At 66.4% G+C, this 19,389-nt stretch carries 18 protein-coding genes; 10 read left to right on the top strand and 8 right to left on the bottom strand.

Annotated features, from left to right (window positions below):
- Positions 1–9: 9 nt before the first annotated feature.
- Positions 10–348 carry a hypothetical protein gene (locus RDCOP1_RS02150; RefSeq protein WP_072698415.1) on the bottom strand — a complete coding sequence of 113 codons (339 nt, stop codon included), beginning with the start codon at positions 346–348 and terminating at the stop codon, positions 10–12.
- 114 nt (positions 349–462) lie between these two features.
- Between RDCOP1_RS02150 and RDCOP1_RS02145 the strand changes: the two genes are divergently transcribed.
- Complete coding sequence (locus RDCOP1_RS02145; protein WP_072698414.1) at positions 463–2,340, top strand: SEC-C domain-containing protein; 1,878 nt, start codon at positions 463–465, stop codon at positions 2,338–2,340.
- 12 nt (positions 2,341–2,352) lie between these two features.
- Here RDCOP1_RS02145 and RDCOP1_RS02140 read toward each other — a convergent pair whose 3' ends face one another.
- The 3 genes from RDCOP1_RS02140 to RDCOP1_RS02130 form a co-directional block, all read right to left on the bottom strand.
- A complete protein-coding gene (locus tag RDCOP1_RS02140; RefSeq protein WP_072698413.1) occupies positions 2,353–2,631 on the bottom strand; it encodes a hypothetical protein in 279 nt (92 codons plus the stop codon).
- Positions 2,632–2,889: 258 nt separating this feature from the next.
- The gene (locus RDCOP1_RS02135; RefSeq protein WP_072698412.1) at positions 2,890–3,900 is read right to left on the bottom strand and encodes a hemolysin family protein; all 1,011 of its coding nucleotides are present in this window, start codon (positions 3,898–3,900) and stop codon (positions 2,890–2,892) included.
- On the bottom strand, positions 3,893–5,260 hold the full coding sequence (locus RDCOP1_RS02130; RefSeq protein ID WP_072698411.1) for a hemolysin family protein: 1,368 nt from the start codon (positions 5,258–5,260) through the stop codon (positions 3,893–3,895). The genes RDCOP1_RS02135 and RDCOP1_RS02130 overlap by 8 nt, the downstream gene beginning before the upstream one ends.
- A 278-nt stretch (positions 5,261–5,538) precedes the next feature.
- Between RDCOP1_RS02130 and RDCOP1_RS02125 the strand changes: the two genes are divergently transcribed.
- Positions 5,539–6,993, top strand: coding sequence for a SulP family inorganic anion transporter (locus RDCOP1_RS02125; protein ID WP_072698410.1), 1,455 nt, complete (start codon positions 5,539–5,541; stop codon positions 6,991–6,993).
- Positions 6,994–7,338: 345 nt separating this feature from the next.
- On the opposite strand, the gene RDCOP1_RS02120 is transcribed toward RDCOP1_RS02125, so the two are convergent.
- Positions 7,339–7,581, bottom strand: a complete 243-nt coding sequence (locus tag RDCOP1_RS02120; protein ID WP_174555750.1) for a hypothetical protein — start codon at positions 7,579–7,581, stop codon at positions 7,339–7,341.
- Between the two features lie 178 nt (positions 7,582–7,759).
- Between RDCOP1_RS02120 and RDCOP1_RS02115 the strand changes: the two genes are divergently transcribed.
- Positions 7,760–8,170 (top strand): hypothetical protein, encoded by a 411-nt coding sequence (locus RDCOP1_RS02115; RefSeq protein ID WP_072698408.1) that lies wholly within the window; start codon positions 7,760–7,762, stop codon positions 8,168–8,170.
- Between the two features lie 89 nt (positions 8,171–8,259).
- The gene (locus tag RDCOP1_RS02110) at positions 8,260–8,739 is read left to right on the top strand and encodes a universal stress protein (protein ID WP_072698407.1); all 480 of its coding nucleotides are present in this window, start codon (positions 8,260–8,262) and stop codon (positions 8,737–8,739) included.
- Here RDCOP1_RS02110 and RDCOP1_RS02105 read toward each other — a convergent pair.
- Together RDCOP1_RS02105 and RDCOP1_RS02100 are read right to left on the bottom strand one after the other, a co-directional pair.
- On the bottom strand, positions 8,636–9,784 hold the full coding sequence (locus RDCOP1_RS02105; RefSeq protein WP_072698406.1) for a DUF6670 family protein: 1,149 nt from the start codon (positions 9,782–9,784) through the stop codon (positions 8,636–8,638). The two genes, RDCOP1_RS02110 and RDCOP1_RS02105, sit on opposite strands and share 104 nt — an antisense overlap.
- 254 nt (positions 9,785–10,038) lie before the next feature.
- Positions 10,039–10,524, bottom strand: coding sequence for a hypothetical protein (locus RDCOP1_RS02100; RefSeq protein WP_072698405.1), 486 nt, complete (start codon positions 10,522–10,524; stop codon positions 10,039–10,041).
- Between the two features lie 126 nt (positions 10,525–10,650).
- Here RDCOP1_RS02100 and RDCOP1_RS02095 point away from each other — a divergent pair, with 126 nt between their 5' ends.
- Positions 10,651–10,950, top strand: a complete 300-nt coding sequence (locus RDCOP1_RS02095) for a protease inhibitor I42 family protein (RefSeq protein ID WP_072698839.1) — start codon at positions 10,651–10,653, stop codon at positions 10,948–10,950.
- 34 nt (positions 10,951–10,984) lie between these two features.
- On the opposite strand, the gene ypfJ is transcribed toward RDCOP1_RS02095, so the two are convergent.
- On the bottom strand, positions 10,985–12,055 hold the full coding sequence (gene ypfJ, locus RDCOP1_RS02090) for a KPN_02809 family neutral zinc metallopeptidase (protein WP_084722301.1): 1,071 nt from the start codon (positions 12,053–12,055) through the stop codon (positions 10,985–10,987).
- On the opposite strand from ypfJ, the gene aspS reads away from it, so the two are divergent.
- The 5 genes from aspS to RDCOP1_RS02065 all read left to right on the top strand — a co-directional run bounded on the left by aspS (position 12,041) and on the right by RDCOP1_RS02065 (position 19,348).
- Positions 12,041–13,831, top strand: a complete 1,791-nt coding sequence (aspS, locus tag RDCOP1_RS02085; RefSeq protein WP_072698403.1) for an aspartate--tRNA ligase — start codon at positions 12,041–12,043, stop codon at positions 13,829–13,831. The two genes, ypfJ and aspS, sit on opposite strands and share 15 nt — an antisense overlap.
- Before the next feature lie 223 nt (positions 13,832–14,054).
- The gene (locus tag RDCOP1_RS02080) at positions 14,055–14,324 is read left to right on the top strand and encodes a DUF4235 domain-containing protein (protein WP_072698402.1); all 270 of its coding nucleotides are present in this window, start codon (positions 14,055–14,057) and stop codon (positions 14,322–14,324) included.
- 170 nt (positions 14,325–14,494) lie between these two features.
- Positions 14,495–17,041, top strand: coding sequence for a circularly permuted type 2 ATP-grasp protein (locus tag RDCOP1_RS02075; protein WP_072698401.1), 2,547 nt, complete (start codon positions 14,495–14,497; stop codon positions 17,039–17,041).
- A complete protein-coding gene (locus RDCOP1_RS02070; RefSeq protein ID WP_072698400.1) occupies positions 17,038–17,988 on the top strand; it encodes a transglutaminase family protein in 951 nt (316 codons plus the stop codon). The genes RDCOP1_RS02075 and RDCOP1_RS02070 overlap by 4 nt, the downstream gene beginning before the upstream one ends.
- 193 nt (positions 17,989–18,181) lie before the next feature.
- Positions 18,182–19,348 carry a kinase gene (locus RDCOP1_RS02065; protein WP_072698399.1) on the top strand — a complete coding sequence of 389 codons (1,167 nt, stop codon included), beginning with the start codon at positions 18,182–18,184 and terminating at the stop codon, positions 19,346–19,348.
- Positions 19,349–19,389 lie beyond the last annotated feature (41 nt).

Genomic DNA, 19,389 nt, shown 5'->3' with positions numbered 1-19,389 from the left:
CTGCTTTCATTACTCCTGCGGGCGGAGGGAAGGCCGCTCGAAGGTAAGTTCCCAAGCCCGGGTTCCGCAGCCGACCCGGCGCCATCCGTCTTCGTCGATCCGGCGGGTCAGATCGGTGAGGCTGTCGTTCATTCCCGGAGCCCACTTCTCCTGCGGGGATTCCGGTCCCCACATCCGCGGCACCGGGAAGGTTCGTCCGAAGTAACGGAGCTCGCCGTCGACGACTCCGACGAACCGCATGTAGGCGTTGCCCGATTGTGACGACAGGGTCGCGAGAAGCGCAGCCCACCAATGTCGGGCGCCGACCTCTTCGAGTTCCACTCGCAAGGTCTCCGTGACGTCGGGCATGAGATCCGGTCTCTCTCGAGGGGTTTTCGCAAGCTATCACTTACGGCCTTCCGGCGGGCCGGAAGCGAGACGGCCACGACCGATCGGTAGGGGCCGGCGTCGTAGGCTCGTGTCGTGAACGAACCGTCTCCCGATCTTGTCGCCACAGCCGTCGCTGTCCTCGAGGAGCGGGGAGCGCTCGGTGTGGAGGAGATCGCCGCCGCGTTGTCGGCACGCGGCTTCGGGGATGCCGCTGCGCTCGCATCAGCCCTCGAACTCGGCGACGTGTTCGACGATCAGCGGATCATGCACCTCGCCGACGGGCGGTTCGCCACCCCGCGGACCTTGCTGGAACGGCGAATCTGGACGCATCGACTCACCGCCGAGGAGATCTCCGCAGACGCCGTCGAACTCTTCGATGTGATGCTGCCGGTCTGCCTGCCGAGCGCCGATCCGGAGATCCTCGTCGCGATGCCCGGCGAGGAATCTTTCGAGGAACGAGGACTGTCGGCTGTGTCCTGGGCCGCTTTCGGGGTTCTGCTCTTCCCCGAAAACTTTTTCGCCGGGAACACCGTCGGTGACCTCATCGCAGTGACCTGTACAGGAGGTGAATTCGTCGTCGACCCGCATCCGTATCCGAATGTCGGCCGCGGGACCTTGGGCGACTGGACGACCGATCGCGCTGCCCTGCTCGCGTCACCGGAGGACGCGCTGTATCCGGACACCGACCTGTTCGTCGCTCTCGCGGACGACAGCGAGCTGGTGCGTGAGGCGTGTCTGCCGCTCGCCGAGCAACTCGAGGGTGCGGGGTTGGTGCGCGACGGTTACCGGTTGGTGCGGTCCGGTACGGTCACCGCGGCACCGACCGGCGGATATCTCGTCGAGGTGGCCACCGATTCCTTCTCGCGGGCGTTCGGCCTGGACACCCGTTCCGCACGGGGTGCGATGGCGTTCCTCGCTCTCGCGGGCTCGTTCGCCGTCGGCAATGACAGCGACTCCACCGTCGACTCGCATTTTGCCGAACCCGACGACTTTGCCGGCCTTTCGGACTCGCGGGTCGCGCGGTTGTGCGTGGACGAGGCGCTCGGGCGGCTGCGATTCGACCCGCGGGTCGTGGCCGCGGCCGCAGAGCAGGTCACCCGGCGCGGACCGCGGGTCGCGCTCGCGAGTGCCCTCTGGATCGGCGGGCGGGCGGCTCAGGCGCTCGGCGATATCGGTGAGGCCGAGCGACGATACCGTCTCGCTCTCGCCGGAGCGCCGGAGTTCGAGCCCGCGCTCGAAGACCTGGCGACGATCGCCGCGGTGAAAGGTGATGCGGCAACCGGTCTTCGCCTGCTCGAACGTGTCGCCGAAGGCTCGGCGCACAGCATGTACCCGTTCCTCCGGCGTTTCGAGCCGGCCGAACATCCGGAACTGGGACGCAACGAGCGATGCTGGTGCGGATCGGGCCGCAAGTACAAGGTGTGCCACCTCGGACGGTCCGATGCATCGCTGAGCGAACGCGCGGCGTGGCTGTACGCCAAGGCGAGTCTCGTCCTGGACGAACCACGGTGGACGACCGTGCGCGCGGACCTCGACCGGGCTGCTGGGGCGAATGCGAACGAATCGGAAACGAGTCGCCTCGTCGCCGACCTCACGCTGTTCGAGGCGGGCGCGTTCGCCGACTTCGTCGACCACTGGTCGGCGCTGCTCCCAGCGGACGAACACGACCTGGCGCAGAGTTGGAAAGGGGCGTCCCTCGACAGTTTCCTGGTCGACGCGACGCAGCCGGGCGAAGGACTCACGGTTTCGAACCAACGCACCGGCGAGACTCTCGACGTCCGAGATCGGACGATCGGGGCCGTCCTCGACGGTGCCACCGTGGTCATGCGGGTGCTGCCGGTGGGTTCGGAACAGCACACATACGGCGGTGTCCACCTCGTGCCCGACGCGCATCGCGAGTCGGTGCGCGGCCTGCTGGCCACCTCCGATCCGGCTGCGGCGGATCTGGTGCGCGAACTCACCTCCGGGTAGCCGGAGGAGCGGCTACGTTGCAGAGGCGAACAGGTTGTTGGCGGTGTCGGTGGCGCTCGCGCAGCGAACCTCGTCGGCATGCAGTTGATGCATCAGCGTTGCTTCGGTGGGCGAGCACACGCCGTCGAGCACGTTCTCCGAAACCACGGCGCAGGTGATGTTGCCGGGCGAGTATTTCCGGGTCGTCTGCCAACCCTGTTGAACTGCCATCTCGCGCACGGCCGCCCATTGGGATATCTCCGAAGCATCGGGATGTCCCACGAACAACAGGCGTCGCTGGGATGTCTGCATGTGTCGAGCCCCTGTCATGTGCCGTATCTCAGAGCGGCACGGTGTGTGCGGTGATCGGAAAGTGACGTTCCGCACATGCCGTACCCGTACGAGAACTATGACAGACCCGAACCCCTACTCGCCGGTACGGCGTGTCGTGTCCGGGTGAGCGCAGAACGAGCAGGTAGGTGCCGTATCGAGGAACGACGAAGGGCCACCGTGCCGGGTATCCCGGCCGATGGCCCCTCGTGACGCTCGGAGCCGAGCGTGTCTGTCCCGTCAGGCGGGCACGGCGTCCGTCGGCAGCAGTCTGCCAAGGACGTCGGCGAGGGTGATGAGACCCACCACCTTGCCGTCGGTTGTGACCGTTGCCAAATGATTCCGCGTTTCCCGCATTGTCCGCAACGCTTCGTAGACCGGGACGGACGAGTCGAGCGTCAGGGCCGGCCGCATCAGATCCGCCGCGGTGACGTCCTCCGCCGCTTGCAGACTGTCGCGTACATGCACGACTCCGTCGACATGCCCGTTACCGCGCACGAGCAGCCTCAGGTGGCCCGTACGGTGCGCTGTCTCCTGGATCTCGTGCGCTGTCGCCTCCGGGCGGACGCTGCTCGGCGGCGAAGGCGTGACGATGTCACCGAGCGTGAGCGCCTCGAGTTCGAGCGCGCTCGTCAGGTGCCCGTGGTAGCGCTCGTCGAGCGTGCCGACAGTGGCGGAATGCTCCACGAGATGCCGCAGCGCATCGGAGTCCTGGCCTGTGCTCACCTGATCGACCGCGTCGACACCGACCTTCCGGAGGCACCAGTTGGCCAGCTGATTGAGCCGGACGATGACGGGCCGCGTCAGCCACATGAACCCGCGCATCGGAATGGCGAGCATGGTCGCCGACTTCTCCGGATGTGCGATAGCCCACGACTTCGGTGCCATCTCGCCGACCACCAGGTGCAGGAACGTCACGATGATCAACGCGAGGACGAAACCGGTGACATCCGCGAGCCACAACGGCGCACCCCATGTTTCGAACAGGGGAGTGAGCCAATGGTGCACGGCGGGCTTGGTCGTCGCACCGAGCGCGAGCGTGCACACCGTGATGCCGAGCTGCGAACCTGCGAGCAGCACCGACAGTTCCGACGCGCTCCGCAGTGCGGCGCGTGCCGACCGGCTGTCCGGCGCCGCGTCCTCGAGCCGATGGCGCCGGGCGGCGATCAGAGCGAATTCGACTGCGACGAAAAACGCACTGGCTGCGATCAATCCGACTGTGACGGCCAGGACTACCCACGGATTACTCATCGCGAGTCGCCTCCTCGTTCCTTACGGTCACGTGCAACGAGGCCGGCACATGCTTTTCGATGTCGCGGACCTGCGCGACGAGCGTGCGACGTGGTGGCCGTTCTTCGTGCACCAGGTCGGCGGGGTCGGGATCGAGCCGGATCTCGACGGTGTCACCGATTTCGGGCAACCCGCCGAACTCGGTGATGACCAGTCCGGCGAGGGTTTCGTAGTCACCCTCCGGGAGTTCGTGTTCGAGCGTGCGGCTGACCTCGTCGAGGTGGGCGTCACCGCGGATCAGCCAGCCGTCGCCGTCGCGCACGATGACCTCGGCCGACACCTCCGGATCGTGCTCGTCCGCGATCTCGCCGACGAGTTCTTCGGCGATGTCCTCGATGGTGACCACGCCGGCGAAACCGCCGTATTCGTCGATGACCAGGGCCATCTCGTCGTTCGCGGCGGTGAGTTCCTTGAGGACGTCCGGCAGGGACAACGTCGTCGGGACGATGACGGGCGGACGGCATACCGATGCGGCTGTGCCCGCCTCGGCGCGCACGTCGAGTAGGTCGTGCAGGTGCACCACACCGCGCAGATCGTCCGACGATGTGCCGACCACCGGATACCGCGTGTGGCCCGTGCTCATCTTGACGAGGATGTCGCGCACCGGTTCGTCGAGGTCGACGACATCCACGTGTGAGCGGGGGATCATGGCGTGTTCGGCGGTCCGGGTGGGAAAGTCGAGGATGCGATCGAGCAGGGTCGACAGTTCTTTGGGGAGTTCGCCGGCGTCACGGGATTCGGCGACGATGTGCTCGAGGTCACGAGGCGTCGCCGAATGTTCCACGTCGTGAACGGGTTCGATTCGCAGCGCGCGCAGGAGCAGGTTCGACGAGGCGTCGAACAGCCGGATCAGCCAGCCGAACAGCTTGAGATAGACGGTGGTGGACAACGCCAGCCATCTCGCGACCGGCTCGGGCCGTGCAATGGCCAGGTTCTTCGGTACGAGCTCACCGAAGACCATCTGAACGACAGTGGAGAACAGCACGGCGAGGACTGTGCCGAATGCCACACCGACGGCCGTGGGGATTCCGATTCCGCCGAAGGCTTCGCCGAGTCCACTACCGATGAGGGGTTCTGCGACATAACCGACGAGAAGGCCGGTGACGGTGATACCGAGTTGCGCACCCGACAGCATGAAGGAGGTGCGTCTTGTGACGGACAAGGCGCGTGCCGCGGCGGTGTCGCCGCTTTCGGCGCGGGCTTTCAAACGTGACCGGTCCACGGCCATGTAGGCGAATTCCTGGGCTACGAAGTAGCCGGTCACGGCGGTGATGGCCAGGACGACGGCGATACCGAACGCGATTCCGAGGGCGGTCAACACGGGAGGATCCGGGGCTCGGTGACGGGAGGTTCGTCACTCATGGGCGGGATGGGTCTTCGAGGTTTGCGCTTGGCGCGACTCATGGCTCTCTCTGGTAACTCGCGGACAAAAGGGTCTTCCACAGAATATGACGGATTGCCCGTCCGCAAAGTTCCGTCTGTACCGTAAGTGCGATCACGCGCACAGATCCGCCCGCGGGCGCGCCGGGAGCCAATTCGCGCCGGGAACCATCGGCAGCGTGACACGGCGGCGGTGAGCGTCGCGCCTAGACTCTTCCGGTGCAAACCGTGTCAGAAACCCTCCGGTCCCCTCGGCGCCTCACGACCGAGATCCTGGCCGGTCTGGTGACCGCACTCGCGTTGATCCCCGAAGTGGTGTCGTTCGCCGTCATCGCCGGTGTCGATCCGAAGGTTGCGCTCTACACGTCGTGCATCATGGCGATGACCATCGCGTTCGTCGGTGGCCGCCCGGCGATGGTCTCTGCTGCTGCGGGCGCGACTGCGCTGGTGATCGCGCCGCTCGTCGCCTCGCACGGCCTGGACTATCTCATCGCCGCGGTGTGGCTCGCCGGGGCCCTGCAGATCGTGCTCGCCGTAGCGGGCGTGGCGAAGCTGATGCGCTTCATACCCCGATCCGTCATGATCGGCTTCGTCAACGCCCTGGCGATTCTCATCTTCGCGGCGCAACTGCGACACCTCTTCGGCGTTCCGTGGCTCGTCTATCCCATGGTGGCGTTCGGGATCGTCCTGATCGTGGCCATCCCGAAACTGACGACCGCGGTGCCCGCCGCTCTCGTCGCGATCGTCGTGCTCACCGGCGCGGTGATCCTGTTCGGACTCGACGTGCCCGATGTGGCCGATCAGGGCGATCTCCCCGGTGGATTTCCCACGTGGATGATCCCCGACCTTCCCTTCACCACGGAGACTCTCGCGATCATCGCCCCGTACGCGGTGGGCCTGGCACTCGTCGGGCTCATGGAGTCCCTGATGACCGCGAAACTCGTCGACGAGATCACCGACAGCCGATCCGACAAGACCCGCGAGGCATGGGGACAGGGAGTAGCGAACTGGGCCGGTGCACTGTTCGGCGGCATGGGCGGTTGCGCGATGATCGGGCAGACGATGATCAACGTCAAGGAAGGGCGTGCGCGGACGCGGATCTCGACATTCCTTGCGGGACTGTTCCTGCTGGTGTTGTGTGTCACCGTCGGGGACGTGGTCGGGGCGATACCGATGGCTGCGCTGGTCGCGGTGATGCTGGTGATCGCCGTGACCACGCTCGACTGGCACAGCATCGCGCCACGGACGCTGCGATTGATGCCCCGCAGCGAGACCCTGGTGATGCTGGTGACCGTCGGGGCGACGCTTGCCACCGACAATCTTGCGATCGGGGTGGTCTCGGGAGTGCTGACAGCGATGGTCGCGTTCGCGCGGAGGGTCGCGCACATGACCAGGGTGGAGACCGCCGACGTGGAGGGCACGCGCACCTACCGGGTGTCCGGTGAACTGTTCTGGGCTTCGAGCAACGACCTGGTGCACCGGTTCGATTACGCACACGACCCCGAGTACGTGGTCATCGATCTCACCGATGCGGAAGTGTGGGATGCCTCGACCGTGGCGACCTTCGACTCGGTGCAACACAAGTACGCCGAGAGGGGAAAGCGTGTGGAGATCGTCGGACTGGACGGCGCGAGTATGGCTCGTCTCGAGCGCTTGTCGGGAAAACTCGGCTGAGCGCGCTACCAGCGCAAACGGGCGGGCGGAGGCGCCCAGGTCTGCGCACGTGCGTGTCGCGTGCGCTGCGATAGCAGGGGATTGCGGTAACAATGGGAATCGCAGTGACAGCCGTTACTGGTCTTACTGACGGACACCGCCCGATAGGAGAAGCACCATGATCGATTTCGCCTTCCTGGCAGATTTCTTCAGCGCCGTTGCGTCTCTGTTCGATGCCCTCGACTTCTTCTCCGGTTCGGCTGAAGCCCTCGGTTAGCGATCGGCAGGGACGATGAGGGTCCGCGGGGTTTCTTCCCGCGGGCCCTCATCGTTGCCACTGTCACCCGTGCGCATCGGGGTCAGGGGTCATCCTCCGAGATTCGCGACCGTCGAGCCGAGCGTGCTCGCCAGCAGTTCGAGATCGGTGTCGGTGTGCTCCCGGTCCTGCGGAAGCTGTTGCCGTAGTTCGTCCCTCGTGACGACGACGAAGGCTTTGCTCCGCTCGTCCGTGTGTGCGGCGTCGACGGTATGCAATCTGCCTTCGTCGAGAACGAGCACGGGATCGGGGAAAGAAGAGCCGAGCAGGTCGCGCAGGTCGTCGGCCGACACATCGTCCTCCTGGATCGAATGGGCGATGCTTCGGGCGTACCCGGCGGCGCCTCGATCGAATAGGCAAGTAAACGTCCAATGGCCCGACGCGAGCCGAACGGCTCCCTGCCGTGACGGTTCGGTTTACATTGTCCGGAACTGCCGGAAATCCGAACCGGCAACGACCGGAAGGGATCCGATGGTTTCAGCATCGCGCCACGTCACCCGGTTCGCCGTCACCGCGGCGTGCATCGCTGCCGTCGCTGTCGGAGGCGCCGCGACTGCGATGGCGGACGAATGGCCTCCGATACCGGACTACCCAACTCCGCTCGTGCCGTTCGAGACGAAGAACTTCCTCACCCCGACCGACCCCGGCTACTGGAATCCGCTCGACGCACGGGAGCGGCTCACGTCGCCTTTCGGGACCTCCACCCGAATCGTGTGCACCGCCTTTCACGGCGTGACGTTCGAGTGCTGGCAAGCCGACGAGCACGGGAACCCGCACAAGCTCGTGAGATTGCCCGCGAACATACCCAGTGTGACGGGGAGTTCCATGCCGGGCGGAGGAAACAGCCATTACGTTTATCCGGGGTTCATTCCCGGTATCTGACGCGCGCCTGTACCAGGGCGTCGCGTTCGCCTGCATCGCGTACTGCGTTCGATTACGGTCGAAGGATCGCGACGAAGGGCAGCCGCACGATGACCTCGAGGAACGAGTCTCCACGCGTGGTGGTGGGAGTCGACGGATCGGATTCGTCGATCAACGCTCTGCGGTGGGCGGCGCGACTCGCCCCCGGTCTCGGCGCGGGCATCGACGCGGTGACTGCGTGGGAAGTGCCGAACACGTACGGATTCGTGGCGTTTCCCGAGGACTACCGCCCTGACATCGATGCGGTGAGCGTCCTGCGGACAGCTCTGGCCGATGCGTTCGGAGACAACCTTCCGTCCGGTCTACGTCAGCGCGTCGCCAAAGGAAATGCGGCACTGGTCCTGACGGACGCCAGTCGTGAAGCGACGATGGTCGTCGTCGGCAGCCGAGGGCACGGGGGCTTCGCCGGCCTGCTCCTCGGATCGGTCAGCTCGCACGTCGCCGAGCACGCGGCGTGTCCGGTACTGGTCGTTCGGCAGGGTGCCCGCGGCCTCGGAGAGCCTGCCGATCCGCAGACCGGCGATCGATGAACTCGAAGTAACCCCGTCCCGATATTTCGGCTCCACGCCAGATCGCCGTGTACACGAAGCCGGTGACGAACCCGCTCCCCAGCCCGAACGTGAAGTTCGTGTCCATGGTCGCGTGCAGGTCCAGCCACGGGCGTCCGTCGGCACCCGCGACCAGGAAACGGGTTTCGCTCGGGACGTCCATCGGGATCCCGTACGGCGTCGGTTCGGGGGCGTCACGCAGCGCGAGCACCTCGAACGACACGTCCTCGAACCGGGTGCCGTACCGGTCGCGCGACCGGTGCAGCGCAGTGGTCATCAGCGGGGTCCCGCCGATCGAGTACCTGCTCAGCAGGATCTGGTTGTCGGCATCGAGATTGACGATCTGATACACGAAGTAGTCGAGGGGAGCTTTGAACGACGCGGGGAGTGGCGCGTCGCGCACGAGGTACGGACTCGGGCACGCGCCGTACTCGAACGAGCACAACCCCTCGACGTCGACCGTGCTGCCGCCGTGGGTGATTGCGCCCGCATACTCGGTGAGAAGACCGAAGTGCTTGTAGACCGGGTTGCGGAAGAACCACGAGACCTTGTCCGTGTTGGTCAGGCGCAACGTGATCTCTACGTCGCCGAGGCGACCTTCCAGCCGGAAGTGTGGATACCCGCCGGTCAGCGTCAGGTCGTCGCCGAAGCGCAGCGCCGACCCGTCGGGAGCCGCAACGAACGTGTCGTCGAATGCATAGTTGCCGAAGTGTCCGGGATATGACGCTGCGGTTCCGGCCACCAGGGATGCGTTGTGGCGCGGGCTAGCGGCCAAGGCCTGGTCGTTGTCGAACGCCAGTGATCCCGTCGCACCGACGAGGGACATCATCGAGAAGAATCGGTGCGGTTCCGGGAGGTCGGGAATCATGACGCCGTAGTGCGTCCACCCGACGCGGCGCGACCGCATGTGCGGCAGCAGGATCTCCGGCTCGGAGAATGGTTGCCCATCGGAAGATTCGGCCGAATCGACGATGCGAAGTGCAGAGCGCAAGAGGCGTTGGACGACGGTCGAGGCGGCGCGATGCATGGCCGGGATCCTGCCACGTCGATTCTGCCGGATCCGTGTGGCGCGATGGCTCAGGCGTCCGCAGGTTCGGAACCGAGCTGCGATTTCCGTCTCGAGAGCCGGAAAACCGGACCACCGACCGTCTGCAAGCGCAGTCGATCTGCACGGGCAGAGGGGTCGGTGGTCCGGTGCTGCGAGGCCGAGGTCTACTCACGCGGCGAAGCACACACGCGTCGTGACGGCCCGCTAGGGCCCAGGTTCAGGAATGGGGGCGGTCACCACGGGAAACGGTCGGGCATGTTCGGGGCCGGCGCGTCGAGAAGCTTGTCGAGCCACAACACAGCTTCGACGAGCATCTCGAGGCGGCTAATCCAGTCCATGCCCAATCCGACGGGTCCCAGTTTCACCCGTGCTTCGGAGGCGCCACCGGCGAGCACGTCGGCGACGGCCTTCATCACGCTCGACTCGGGTTCGGCGAGACTGCTCAGGTCGACTTCGTCCCCGCCGACGGTGCGGATCGTGAGTGCGACGCCTTCGCTGCCACGAAGCTCGGGTCCGCACTTGCTGACCAGTACATCCGCGATGCTGCCGACGACCCACCGGAACACACCGTCGTAGGGCGGCGGGTGCGAGTCGGTGCTGGAGATGAGTACACCGACGGCCTCGGTCAGTTCGTTGTACGCGTCACCGTCTGCCAGGGCGAGCAGATAACCGCCGATCTCCGCGTCGGTGCGCGTTGTTCCGGGTGATTTGTCGTTCATCTCCTTCGGGTGCCCGGGACGACCCGATGTCACACATATCACTGCCGCACCGAAACGCGTGGCTCACGATATGCAGGGGTCCCGAATGTAGTCGTCTGCGTCACAGTGGCCTCGTACTCTGAGGTGATGAAGCACATCCGTACTGGTCCACAGGATCTGACAGTCGATGTGGGGGACATGATCGAACTCCACATGGAGGAGAGCACGTCCCGCGACTATTGCTGGTTCACCAGCAGGGTGGGCGCGGGCCTCGTGTTGCACGACGTCCGATTCGTGCCCTCGAAGAACCCGCTCCCCGGGGCAGGTGGCGAGCGGGTCTTCTACCTCAAAGCGAGTCGCGTGGGCCGTTGGCCGGTGGCACTGCGTATGCGACGGCTGGCGGACCTCGACGCCGACCGCGCGTACATGACGGTCGACGTCACCTGAAAGTGCGCGTCAGCGCAATGCGTGAAAGTGCGCGTCAGCGCAATGCGTCCGGAGAGTCGAGGTCGCGCGCCGAGTAGGTGTCGCACGCCGACACCTGGCCGGTGCGGTATCCGGCGAGGAACCACTTCTGACGCTGCTCCGACGAGCCGTGGGTCCACGCCTCCGGGTTGACCCGACCCGACGCGGCAGACTGGATCCGGTCGTCGCCCACAGCGGACGCCGCTGAGAGAGCGTCACGGATGTCGGTGTCGCTGAGAGGCGTGAGAAACGGCTGCCCCGTGTTCGGATCGGGCATCTTGTCCGCGTGGTACGCCCACACCCCTGCGTAACAGTCGGCCTGAAGCTCGGTGCGCACCGCGCCGGACTCCGGGCCTCGCGGATCGGCCTGCGCGCGGCCGAGATCGCCGAGCTGGTTCTGGATGTGATGACCCACCTCGTGCGCGACCACGTACTCCTGCGCGAGCGGTCCGGCGCTCGCTCCGAAGCGCGTCACGAGTTCCTCGAAGAAGCTGCTGTCGAAGTACGCCGTCTGATCGGGCGGGCAGTAGAAGGGACCGATATCGCTGGTGGCATTGCCGCACCCTGTCGAGGTCGAGCCGCTGAAGATGGCGACCTCGGGCTGCACGTATGCCACTCCGGTCTGCTGGGCGAGGTGCTGCTCCCACACCAGATCCAGGCTTCCGACGGTGCCCACGATGCGGCAGTCGACGTTCGCATTGAAATCGGCGCCCGTCTCGCATCCTTCGACGGTGCCGCCTGCCCCGTACTCGGTGGACTGGTCCGGGTCGCCGGAGCCGAGGAGCGCGCCCGGATCACCGCCGAACAACAGCGCGAGAATCAGCACCACGATGCTGCCGGCGCCGCCACCGAGAGCGATCTTGCCGCCGCGCCCCCCGCCCCCGGTGCGGACTCGGCCGGGATTCATCCGTGCGCCCTCGTTGAAGGTCATCGCATCGCTTTCTCGTCGCAGTGCCCAGAAGTCGCACCAGCTTGCCACGAGGCTGTTTCGGCATGCGTGTGCCCACCCTGTTCTCCTCTTTCGTAGGATTACACCGACGAACCCGTCGCTGATCGTTTCGAAAGGACTTCCGTGCTGCGCACCCATCTCGCCGGCTCGTTGCGAGCCGAGCACGCCGAGCAGACTGTCACCCTCACCGGTTGGGTCGCTCGGCGCCGCGACCACGGCGGGGTCATCTTCATCGACCTGCGCGATGCGTCGGGGGTGGCGCAGGTGGTCTTCCGCGAGCAGGGGGTGCTCGAGCAGGCCCACCGTCTGCGCGCCGAATACTGCGTCAAGGTAACCGGTGTGGTCGAGATGCGCCCCGAGGGAAATCAGAACTTCGAGATCCCGACCGGCGCCATCGAGGTCAACGCCACCGGACTCGAGGTGCTGAACGAGGCTGCTCCGCTGCCCTTCCAGCTCGACGACCAGGCCGGCGAAGAAGCCCGCCTCAAGTACCGTTACCTCGACCTGCGACGCGAAGGCCCGGGCAAGGCCCTCCGCCTGCGCAGCAAGGTCAACGCCGCTGCGCGCGCGGTGCTCGCCGAGCACGAGTTCGTCGAGGTCGAAACCCCGACGCTGACGCGTTCCACCCCCGAGGGTGCCCGCGACTTCCTGGTGCCCGCGCGCCTGCAGCCCGGCAACTTCTATGCACTGCCGCAGTCGCCGCAGCTGTTCAAGCAGCTGCTTATGGCCGGTGGTATCGAGCGGTACTACCAGATCGCCCGGTGCTACCGCGACGAGGATTTCCGAGCGGACCGGCAGCCCGAGTTCACTCAGCTCGACATCGAGATGGCGTTCGTCACCCAGGACGACGTCATGCTGCTCGCCGAGGATGTGCTCGAAGCGTTGTGGCGGCTGGTCGGGTACGAACTCGAGACGCCGATTCCACGGATGACGTACGCCGAGGCGATGCGCCGTTTCGGTTCGGACAAGCCGGACCTGAGGTTCGGGGTCGAACTCGTCGAGTGCAAGGAATTCTTCAAGGACACCACCTTCCGGGTCTTCCAGGCGGAGTACGTCGGTGCGGTGGTCATGGAGGGTGGCGCGAGCCAGCCGCGACGCCAGCTCGATGCATGGCAGGAATGGGCCAAGCAGCGCGGAGCGAAGGGTCTCGCGTACGTCCTCGTGGGGGAGGACGGCGAACTCACCGGGCCGGTTGCCAAGAATCTCACCGACGCCGAGCGTGCGGGGCTCGCCGACCACGTCGGCGCCAAGCCCGGCGACTGCATCTTCTTCGCCGCCGGCGCGACGAAGCCGATGCGTGCGCTGCTCGGCGCGGCACGTGGGGAGATCGCCCGCAAGCTCGATCTCATCGATCCGAACGCGTGGGCGTTCGTGTGGATCGTCGATGCTCCGCTCTTCGAGCCCGCTGCCGATGCCACTGCGAGCGGCGATGTGGCACTGGGGCATTCGGCATGGACGGCGGTGCACCACGCGTTCACCTCGCCCAAGCCCGAGTTCATGGACACGTTCGATACCGATCCCGGTTCGGCACTCGCCTACGCGTACGACATCGTCTGCAACGGCAACGAGATCGGTGGTGGCTCGATCCGTATCCACCGCCCCGACATCCAGGAACGAGTGTTCAAGGTGATGGGCATCTCGCAGGAGGAGGCGAACGACAAGTTCGGCTTCCTTCTCGAAGCCTTCAAATACGGCGCGCCTCCGCACGGCGGCATCGCGTTCGGCTGGGATCGCATCACCGCACTGCTCGCCGGAATGGATTCGATCCGCGAGGTGATCGCGTTCCCGAAGTCGGGCGGCGGTGTCGATCCGCTGACCGAGGCGCCCGGGCCCATCACCCCGGAGCAGCGCAAGGAGTCGGGTATCGACTACAAGCCCGAACCCGAGAAGCAGACGCCGCCTACCAAGGCTTGATCGCGTACCTCAGGGCCTGATCTGCTTACCGCGAGGCCGCACGTCGCAAGACGTGCGGCCTCGTCGTATGTCCGGGTACACCGCCGAATTGCACGCCCCGTCGGGCCGTCGCAAGGCATTGCAGATGCACCGACCCGGCCGTTTGCCGTCGGCGGGAGACGGGTACCTCGGTCGGGAGATCGCGGCGCCACCCTGGGCGCCGCAACGAAGGAGGAACCACCAGATGCCCGACGCAAGCGTGATGATGTACAAGCCCCTTGCCCTGGCGGCGAGTGTCGGGGGAGGTGTGCTCGCGGGAGCGGTCTTCCAGCAGGTCTGGAAGCGAGTGGGGCAGAACCGCCCGAAGCCGGAACCACAAGACCTGTCACAGAGCACCCGCGACGTGCTCGTCGCGGCGGCGTTGCAGGGCTTGATCTTCGGCTTGGTGAAAGCCGGTGTGGACCGCGGAATGGCGAAGAGCTTCAGCAAGGTCACCCACAAGTCGCCGGCATAGTCACGTTCGGTTCCGGAGCAGTGACGTGCGGCACCTCGCACGCCTCCGGCTCCGCCGCGAATACACGTTGAGAAGCTTCACCTGGCAGAGTTGACCCGGTCGCCGATGCGACGGTCGAGCGGGTCGTGAACGACGGTGCGCCGACGGAAAGATCGAGAGGGCGGCGCTTCATGCACGACGTGGCCGAGGCGAATCCGGTCGGGGAGTACAACCCCCCGTTCAGTCCGCAGTACGACGAGCTGCACACCGCTTCCGGTGAGATCCGGGAGCACTGGAGCGAACTCGCCGGGGTGCTCGAGGGCCGCTCGCCCGCGGTGCTCGAGCGCTACCGGCGACGCGTACGCACGCTCGTCGACAACCACGGCATCACCTACAACCCGGTCGACGCCGACGGGGAATCGGCGGGTCCCGGGCGCTGGGAGATCGACGCCCTTCCGCTGGTCCTCGCAGCCGACGACTGGGCGGTTCTCGAACGCGGTCTCGTGCAGAGATCTCGCGTCCTGGACGCCTTGCTGGCAGATCTGTACGGCCCGCAGAGGACACTTACCTCCGGCCTGATTCCCCCGGAACTGATCTTCGGCCACCCCGGGTACCTTCGCGTCGCCCACGGGGTCACCCTTCCGGGCCCGCATCAACTCTTCATTCATGCGGTCGACGTCGCGCGGCAGCGGGACGGTGGCTTCCGCGCGATCCGCGACCACACCCAGGCGCCCTCGGGCCTCGGTTATGCCATGGCCGACCGGAGGGTCGTCGCTCATGCCATGCCGGAGATCTACACCACCGCAGGACCACGACCTCTTGCACCGTTCGGTCAGGCCCTCAGGCTGGCCCTGCGGGACGTGGCGCCCAGCGGAGTCGAAGACCCCTTCGTGGTAGTCCTCAGTCCGGGAGCGCAATCCGAAACCGCCTTCGACCAAGCTCATCTCGCGAGCGTGCTGGGAGTGCCGCTCGTCGAGTCCGCGGACCTGACCGTGCGGGAAGGCCGGTTGTGGATGCGTTCGCTGGGCTCGCTCACGCGGGTCGATGTGGTGTTGCGTCGTATCGACGCGGACTACGCCGACCCCCTCGACCTCCGCCGGGATTCGCGACTCGGCGTGGTCGGCCTCGTCGAGGTCGTCCGGCGCGGTGGGGTCTCGCTGGTCAATCCACTCGGCAGCGGTGTGCTCGAGAACCCCGCGCTGACGGGATACTTAGGGGCCGTCTCCCGCGCGTTGCTCGACGAGGATCTTCTGCTCGAGTCGGCGGAAACGCATTGGGGTGGCACCCCGTCGGGGCTCTCGGTGCTCACCTCGCGCCTGCCGGAACTGATCCTGCGCTCCACCGTTACGTCCGAAACCGTTGTGGGCGAAGCTTTGACGGTCTCGCAGCGTGAGGAGTTGCTCGCTCGGGTGAAAGCGCAGCCCTCCGATTGGGTGGCGCAAGAGCGTGTCGAGTACTCGCATGCGCCCAGCCTCGACGGAACCGCCGTGACGGCTTCCCCGGTGAGTCTGCGGTTGTTCACCGTTGCCCAGCGGGTGGGATACACGCCGATGCCCGGCGGTCTCTGCGAGGTCCTGGTGCCGGGCGCGGCGACCGAGACGAATCCGAGAGTCGCGGCGAAGGACGTATGGGTGCGGACCGTCGCGGGTGGCGCCACCACCGACGCGGCCGGACCGGCCGTGCCCGAATCGTTGCCGCGCTTTGCGGTGCCTCTGTCCGATGTGGTGGCCTCACCCCGCGTGCTCAACGACCTGTTCTGGATCGGCCGCTACAGTGAGCGTGCCGAAGACACTGCGCGCCTGCTCATTTCGATGAGGGAGCGCTACCAGGACTACCGCAACCGGCCGTGGCTCGAGGGGAGCGACTGTCTGCCGGTACTGCTCGGCACGCTCGTCTCGACGTCGCAGTTGCGTGAGGGCGTGTCGATCGTGGACGACCACCGGAGTGTTGCCGCCGAGTTCCGCGCGCTCACCGAGGATCGCTCACGTCCGGGCTCCTTGGCGCAGTCGTTCGGCGGCCTCGAGCGCGCGGCCCGGGCCGTACGCGACCAGCTTTCCCACGACACCTGGACGGTGCTGGCCGACGTGCAACGCGCGCTCGACGACCTCGCGGTGGACCCGGAGGACGACGGCGCGCAACTCGGTGCGACACAGTCGGCCGTGCTCAACGGGATGCTCGCCCTTTCAGGACTCGGTGCGGAGTCGATGGTGCGGGATCTGGGCTGGCACGTGATGGACATCGGCAAACGCATCGAGCGCGGTCTCGCGCTGGTGTCGCTGCTGTCGGAGACCCTGACGCGGGAGCACACCCGTCCGACCGAGCGCGCGCTCATGGAGTCGGTGCTGGCCGCAGCGGAGAGTTCGGTGACCTTCCGCCGGCGCAACACCACCGTGCGGGTCGCCGCCGTCGCGCAGTTGCTGCTGTTCGACCCCGGCAATCCACGCTCACTGGCATACCTGCTCGATCGGCTGCGCGAAAATCTCGTGGCGATGCCGCAGTCGTCGGGCTCGTCCCTGCCGGAACGGCTCGTCGACGACCTTGTCGCCACGCTGCGTCGCTGCGACCCGTCCGATCTCGAGACCGTCACCGACGGTGTGCGAGTCGAGTTCGCGCGTCTGCTGGACTCGACCCATTCCGGTCTCACCGAACTCGCGGTGGTCTTGATGAAGGGGCCGTTGTCGTTGCCCGGTGGTACCCGTCCCCTGTGGGGCGGAACAGAGCGGAGGGACCTGCCATGACCGTCACCGACGGATCCGTCGAGGCCGGCGTGCGTCGGTACCGGATCGTGCACCGCACCACGTACCGATACTCGGGCGCGGTGACTTCCTCCTACGGGCGTGGGTACCTGCTGCCCCGGGAGACCGACCGGCAGCGCGTGCTCACCAGTGAGGTCACCGTGAGCCCCGAGCCTGCGGACATGTCCACGGGTGTGGACCTGTGGGGCAACCGCGACCTTTTCTTCCACGTCACCGATACGCACGAGGTGCTCGAAGTGATCGGCCGCTCCGAGGTCGAGGTCTCGCCTCCGGACCCCGGACGGTTACAGACCCCTGCGTGTCTGGCCCCGTGGGAGACCGCGCGTCCGGCCGGGCCGGCCGGTGCGCTCGCAATCGACTTCGTGCTCGACGTCCACCCACCGGAGATCGACGACGAGGTACGTGCCTACGCAGAAGTGACGTTCACAGCAGGGCGGCCGTTGGGCGAGTCGATCGTGGACCTGACACACCGGATCTTCACGGATTTCACCTACCGCTCGGGGTCCACGTCCGTGTCCACCCGGGTGGCAGAAGTGCTCGAGGCCCGGTGGGGGGTTTGTCAGGATTTCGCGCGCCTGGCGATCGCATGCCTGCGTTCCCAGGGGTTGGCGGCGCGCTATGTGTCCGGATATCTCGCAACCGACCCACCCCCCGGCAAGGAGCGCATGGTCGGAGTCGACGCGACGCATGCGTGGGCGGCTGTGTGGCTGCCCGACGGCACCTGGCTGGACTTCGACCCGACCAACGACCAACTCGGCGACGAGCGGTACACGACCGTGGCGTGGGGACGCGACTACGCCGATGTGTCACCGCTGCGCGGCGTGATCTACACCGAGTCGTCGGACAGCACGATCGAGGTATCGGTCGACGTCGCTCCGGTCGACGACGAAATCTCGACTGCGGGCGGGCGTTCCGACCAGGTCGAGTGAAAGTCGGCGGCGGCCCTGGAAGGTCCGCCCGTCGCCGGCAGTCGGAAAACGCGACACGCCCGAGCTCTGCGGAAATACAGGAAGTTCGGGACAAATCGGACCTGCCCGTTCGGGTGCGACCGTCCAAGGTCCCTGGTGACCGGGGTCTTCTGCGAGCCCATCTTGTGACCGGAAACCTGTAGATTGGTCGGTGATGACTGCAACATTGGCGGACCCCGTGTCAGAGGTAGTGCATGCAGCCGAACAGCTGCTCACTCGTCGTACCGGAGCGCCGGTCAGACTGGCGGATCCCGTCGACCTCGGAGGCAGTGGCAGGTCCGTGGTTCTCCGTGTGCGTGTCGCGGCGAACCCCTTCTCGTTGCCGCGAACGCTCGTACTCAAGCAGGTACCGCCGTCGCGCGGTGCGGGTCACGTCGACTTCCACGGTTCGGCGACAGACGAGGAGACCGCGTTCCTCCGCGAAGCCGTGTCGTATCAATTCGCGACCGCACTCGCGAAGGACCACCGCCCCGGCGCGGAACTGCTCGCCTACGACTTCGAGACCCGGTTGCTCGTACTCAGTGATCTCGGCGACGCGACCCCACTCGCCACCCTGCTGCGCAGCGGGGACAGCGAGACCGTGGGAAACACACTCATGGCGCTGGCGCAGGCCCTCGGCCGGATGCACGCTGCGACCGTCGGACGTGAAGAGGATTTCGCCGCACTGCTGCGTCGAGCCGATGTCTCGGACGTCGCCGACATGGTGTCGGAGCAGGCGATCGACGCCGTCCGGGGTGTGCCCGAACTGCTGGCCGCCGACTTCGGGCTCGCCGTGCCCGATTCGGTCCGGGAACGCGCCGAGCGAGCGGCGAAGCTGTTCACCGGTGGCCGTCACCGCGCCTTCAGCCCGTCCGATCTCTGCCCGGACAACATCGTCGTCGGAGACGACGGTGTGCAGTTCCTCGACTACGAGTGGGGAGGCTTCCGCGACGCGACCCTCGACATCGCGTTCGCGCTGACCTCGTTCCCGCTGTGCGTGTGTGCGGTGCCCATGACCGTGGAGCGGGTGCGCGAGATGGCCGACGCGTGGCGCGCCGAAGTGGTCGGTATGTGGCCCCATCTGGCCTACGACGAAGTGCTCGCCGAACGTCTCCTCGATGCGCAACTGGCGTGCGTCTGGCTCAGCACCCACCTGTTCCTGCCCGAGGATCACGCCCGCATCGCCTCGGTACGGGAGCACGAACTGTCCGTGCCGCGCATAGAGGCGCTGCGTTCGCGCTGGATGCTGCTCGCCGACTTCGCAGCCGACACCGGTCACGACGATGTCGCGGGCCACGCACGCGCAGTGCTGGAGCAACTCGAGGCCCGCGAGGCTGCCTGATATCACCTGTACGGCCGACGTCTTGATGTGGCCGGCCCAGG

It is taken from the genome of Rhodococcus coprophilus NBRC 100603, from assembly GCF_001895045.1.
GTDB classification, from domain to species: Bacteria; Actinomycetota; Actinomycetes; order Mycobacteriales; family Mycobacteriaceae; genus Rhodococcus; species Rhodococcus coprophilus.
Note: the sequence above shows the minus strand (reverse complement) of the source record. Positions and strands in the feature narration are given on the sequence as shown.

What these genes read in the sequence shown, in the direction of transcription:
- RDCOP1_RS02150 (WP_072698415.1), bottom strand. Translation starts at nt 348, where the DNA reads ATGCCCGACGTCACGGAGACCTTGCGAGTGGAACTCGAAGAGGTCGGC.
- RDCOP1_RS02140 (WP_072698413.1), bottom strand. Translation starts at nt 2,631, where the DNA reads ATGCAGACATCCCAGCGACGCCTGTTGTTCGTGGGACATCCCGATGCT.
- RDCOP1_RS02135 (WP_072698412.1), bottom strand. Translation starts at nt 3,900, where the DNA reads ATGAGTAATCCGTGGGTAGTCCTGGCCGTCACAGTCGGATTGATCGCA.
- RDCOP1_RS02115 (WP_072698408.1), top strand. Translation starts at nt 7,760, where the DNA reads ATGGTTTCAGCATCGCGCCACGTCACCCGGTTCGCCGTCACCGCGGCG.
- RDCOP1_RS02110 (WP_072698407.1), top strand. Translation starts at nt 8,260, where the DNA reads ATGACCTCGAGGAACGAGTCTCCACGCGTGGTGGTGGGAGTCGACGGA.
- RDCOP1_RS02105 (WP_072698406.1), bottom strand. Translation starts at nt 9,784, where the DNA reads ATGCATCGCGCCGCCTCGACCGTCGTCCAACGCCTCTTGCGCTCTGCA.
- RDCOP1_RS02100 (WP_072698405.1), bottom strand. Translation starts at nt 10,524, where the DNA reads ATGAACGACAAATCACCCGGAACAACGCGCACCGACGCGGAGATCGGC.
- RDCOP1_RS02095 (WP_072698839.1), top strand. Translation starts at nt 10,651, where the DNA reads ATGAAGCACATCCGTACTGGTCCACAGGATCTGACAGTCGATGTGGGG.
- ypfJ (WP_084722301.1), bottom strand. Translation starts at nt 12,055, where the DNA reads ATGGGTGCGCAGCACGGAAGTCCTTTCGAAACGATCAGCGACGGGTTC.
- RDCOP1_RS02080 (WP_072698402.1), top strand. Translation starts at nt 14,055, where the DNA reads ATGCCCGACGCAAGCGTGATGATGTACAAGCCCCTTGCCCTGGCGGCG.
- RDCOP1_RS02075 (WP_072698401.1), top strand. Translation starts at nt 14,495, where the DNA reads ATGCACGACGTGGCCGAGGCGAATCCGGTCGGGGAGTACAACCCCCCG.
- RDCOP1_RS02070 (WP_072698400.1), top strand. Translation starts at nt 17,038, where the DNA reads ATGACCGTCACCGACGGATCCGTCGAGGCCGGCGTGCGTCGGTACCGG.
- RDCOP1_RS02065 (WP_072698399.1), top strand. Translation starts at nt 18,182, where the DNA reads ATGACTGCAACATTGGCGGACCCCGTGTCAGAGGTAGTGCATGCAGCC.